At 46.8% G+C, this 3716-nt stretch carries 3 protein-coding genes and 1 pseudogene; 2 read left to right on the top strand and 2 right to left on the bottom strand.

Annotated features, from left to right (window positions below):
• Positions 1-107 precede the first annotated feature (107 nt).
• Positions 108-251 (top strand): annotated as a pseudogene (locus H6F68_RS20255) (IS5/IS1182 family transposase); the annotation flags it as partial.
• Between the two features lie 270 nt (positions 252-521).
• Here H6F68_RS20255 and H6F68_RS20260 read toward each other — a convergent pair.
• Entirely contained in the window at positions 522-659 is a 138-nt protein-coding gene (locus H6F68_RS20260; RefSeq protein WP_190561788.1) for a hypothetical protein, read from the bottom strand.
• 273 nt (positions 660-932) lie between these two features.
• A complete protein-coding gene (locus H6F68_RS20265; RefSeq protein ID WP_190561790.1) occupies positions 933-1697 on the bottom strand; it encodes a hypothetical protein in 765 nt (254 codons plus the stop codon).
• Positions 1698-2399: 702 nt separating this feature from the next.
• On the opposite strand from H6F68_RS20265, the gene H6F68_RS20270 reads away from it, so the two are divergent.
• Positions 2400-3491 carry a PEP-CTERM sorting domain-containing protein gene (locus H6F68_RS20270; RefSeq protein WP_199300208.1) on the top strand — a complete coding sequence of 364 codons (1092 nt, stop codon included), beginning with the start codon at positions 2400-2402 and terminating at the stop codon, positions 3489-3491.
• The last annotated feature ends 225 nt before the right edge of the window (positions 3492-3716 follow it).

Here is a 3716-nt window from a genome sequence, read left to right on the forward strand (position 1 = left end):
CCAAGTCACAAGAGATGCTGGAAGCCTCTATTTGCTTATTGACCTACTATCTGAGACATTGGAAAGTACTGGTTCCTGTCTAAATCATTCGCTCTTTGTGCAACGCCCGGGTGAGAGTGGAGCATGTCATTCGTCGCTTCAAGATCTTTCGCATCTTCTCGGGACGCTACCGTAACCGAAGACGGCGATTTGGCTTGCGCTTAAACTTGATTGCAGGACTGCTCAACTACGAACTGGCACATCCTTCCTGATTCATGCAGGAGGTCTAATGAAGCAGTCGGTAGCTTCATAAAGCGTTACTTCTATGATTCTTAATACCCAGGTTGAACCAGAAATAGTGCAAACCCATGCAGCAGACGAGAGTCATTCGGAGTCAAATGCTGAAAAGATCCTATGTCCTCATTGCCTAAGAACCGCAACCAATGGTATCAAGTGTCAGGGAATCTGTGTAGCGGATAGTGACTACTAGACCTCTTCAAAAATAAGACAAACGGGCAGGTCCAGCTGCTAAAGCCCTGATTTCAGACATACTGCACCCGTAACTGGACTAAACCACAGACACAACCAATCGTGGTCTTATACATCCGTGAACGCATCCGGAACTCTTCTTTGGCAATCCGGAAAATTTGAATCACTCGAATCCCAGGTTCCACAAACACTCGCTTTTGACTCAGGTAGTGATTAAACTCCTTTTGCCCCTAAGTTAATTCTCCCTTTGGTGGCTTCTTATGTGGAGTGCTGGTATTGCAGCGACCGACATAGGCTCTGTCGCCGATGAACGAGAGGTGGTTCGGCAATTTTTCTCAGTCAATAGGGTCTACAGGTGAAAACTATATCGGCTCTAGAGAAAGCGAGCCTGGGCAAAAGTGCCGAGAGGCTCTGATAAAACGCCTGAAGAAACCAGACGAGTCTCTCGGCTTCGAAGGAGTACCTCAGCCCCCTACCGCTGAAAGTGTTTCTTGAGAGAGGGGTGATACTGCCTTCGTAATAAACGTTTGGTCATAAGGATGCTTTTGAGCAAACGCTAGCATTTCATTCATTGACTCTGTGAAATCTGCAAACACCCGCTCTACCAACGTAAAAGCTTTTTCCCTCTGTGCCTCTGTCAGGTCTATGCTTTCAAGGAAAGAGCTCACGTCCTCTACTTCGGCCTGAATGTGACCCGTCTCCTTGGCGTAATGAGACTGACCGAAATAAGGATGATGCTGTTTGGTAATTTGCTGGAGTTCTTTTGCGACTTGTGCAATCTCAAATAAAGCTACATTTCCGGTTGCTTCGATCGATTCGATAATGGTCAATTTCATCAAGATATCATCTTCAAAAGCACACATGCCAAATAGGTTATAAGCCATAGAGCGCACTTTTTGTGTTTCTTTACCCCAAAGAAACTTCAATGTGTCAGTGAAATTGATGGAGTAGTCGTATCCCATTAACTTCAAATCTTGCAAAAACCAAACCCAGTGATGCCCATCTTCGTAGGCGTGCTGGTTAATCATCTCTTGAAGTTTGCTAGTTGCAGGTTCTTTGTGAAGGACAAGGTGATTAAAGTCCTTAAAGCTCATTGCGAAAGGAGCAAAGCTTGGAGCCCAAGCGAGCCTTTGTCTTGGATCTATACTTTTGTCTTGCAAAAACGCCATGAAAGGGGTTTGAGCAAACTCTTGCTTCTTTTTTTCGATCAGGGCTAGAACTTCTTTCATCTTGGTACCTCGTACTCAGATTATTAATGTTCAATAACTCTTCATCTCTCAGGATGCCGAATCGAGGTCATCGCAATTTCTGAGAGTTTGAAGCAGATAGAAACAGGAGTTTATCTTGATGTCATTTAGTTTGGCACTAGACACTTGACAATTTCTCCTAGTTCATCGTGAGACTCCTGAGGTATTACCCTGCCAATGCTCGCATCAAGTTAATGACTGAGGCAGTGGGTTGCGGGATGCCTAGTAGCTTCACTTAAACTGCCCAAATTCTCCAGCGAATATCTATTAAAAGTTTTTAAATGGAGCGTATAAACTCCAAGAAAAAGCTCTAACGCTAGGACACCTCAAAAATTCCACATCTTATCTAGAAGATGCGGCAACGGTTGCTTGTAGCAAAAGGGCAATGACTAACTCTGTTCCATGACCGAGCGTTGAGTTAGCTGCCAATGTTCCGGGGTGTTTCTCCCGTACGATGGGACCCGCGATCGCCTCCCGAAATATTACTGACCCTCTGCGATCTACTGTTAAACACAAACATAGTTCAGTGTTTTCTCAGAGGACTAGAAATCTAAATTTAAAGCTTTAGTAAAGCCTAAGGGAAAATACTAGGAATCTTTGACTCAATGGGTGAGGATGGCTCCGGATGCGCTGCTAGTTTACGAACAGGAGTAGTTTTTCCAAACTAGGGTGAACGCTCCTGTCATGCAGTGTCTCTCTGCTGTTTATCCGCTTAGAGCCATGATCAAAGCTATTCAGATGCAGCTCTCAATTGCCGTCGTCGGGTCAGCTTGTCTTGTCTTAGGAATGGGACTGCCTGCGGTTGCGTTGGGTCCTAAACCAGTATTCGATGTCGATCGCTTCAGCACTAATCTTCCCACTGCGACAGGCGCAGATGAAGCTGACATCTACCATCCGGTTTCATCACCCAATGCCCCTGTCGATTCGCTGCCCGTGGTTCTACTACTACAGGGCGCGCTAGTGGATAAAGCAGATTACACAAACTTTGCGAGTCAGGTGGCTCAATATGGCCTTGCAGTGATTGTGCCAAACCATATCAGAACTGCGATCGATCCCGTGACGGGACAAGCTTTCACCGGCTTCTTTTCAGAGCAACAGCAGGTCCATGATGTCCTAGCCTATGCCACTGCCGCCAACACCAATTCGGCTTCTCCGCTCGCCAACCGACTGAACCCTAACAAACTTGGGTTGATTGGGCATTCTCTCGGTGGAGCTGTTGGGCTGAGCGCCATTCAGGATATCTGCTTTCCTTTTCTCTGCACGGGTACGTTCTCCCGACCACCAGAACTGATGGCAGGGGTTTTTTATGGCTCAACTTTTAGAGATCCTCGCTTTGGCGGCATGATTCCCCCAATTGAGAATGACGGGATTCCTGTTGCTTTAATCGCGGGCGATCGCGATGGGGTTGTGGGTAATTTTGCTGCAGTTGAAGAGACTTACGAGCAGATTCAAGATCCACCTAAAGCATTAATCAGAGTACAAGGTGCCAACCATTATGGGATTACTAACGAAGACAGCCTGCGTGACCCAGTTCGACCGACGTTAGGCCAGAACATTACGACAGAAACAATCGCTCGTTGGAGTGGACTGTTCTTACGAGCCTCTCTGCTCAATGACTCTGGTGCACTGGATTATATCTATCACCGAGGAGACGGGCTAGATGAAAACGTCAGTGTCACCAGTGAGGTAGCAACTGTTCCAGAGCCCACCTCGTTGGTCGGCATCTTAGCCTTTGGGGTTCTCGGAACTTTGAGGAGGCTGAAGCGTCGTCAATAACAGCATCAGCCCAAGCGCGCTCAGCAAAGCTAGTTCTGGCAAGATCCGGCTCATTACCTCGCGGCTCTAGAGCAGAAACTTCTCCAGCTAGTTTTGCCGTCCTAGAAAAAAACTAGAGTGGCAAAGATAGCTGGAGAAATTTCTGCTCCAGAGTAGCTAAGTAAGTTGCTGGAGAACGTCGAAATTGTCGCTGTTGATTGCGCTTGTGTTGGAGGTGATGAAGGT

Origin of the sequence: Trichocoleus sp. FACHB-262 (genome assembly GCF_014696035.1) — a bacterium.
In the GTDB taxonomy this organism is placed as follows: domain Bacteria; phylum Cyanobacteriota; class Cyanobacteriia; order FACHB-46; family FACHB-46; genus Trichocoleus.

What these genes read in the sequence shown, in the direction of transcription:
- H6F68_RS20270 (WP_199300208.1), top strand. Translation starts at nt 2,400, where the DNA reads ATGCAGTGTCTCTCTGCTGTTTATCCGCTTAGAGCCATGATCAAAGCT.
- H6F68_RS20265 (WP_190561790.1), bottom strand. Translation starts at nt 1,697, where the DNA reads ATGAAAGAAGTTCTAGCCCTGATCGAAAAAAAGAAGCAAGAGTTTGCT.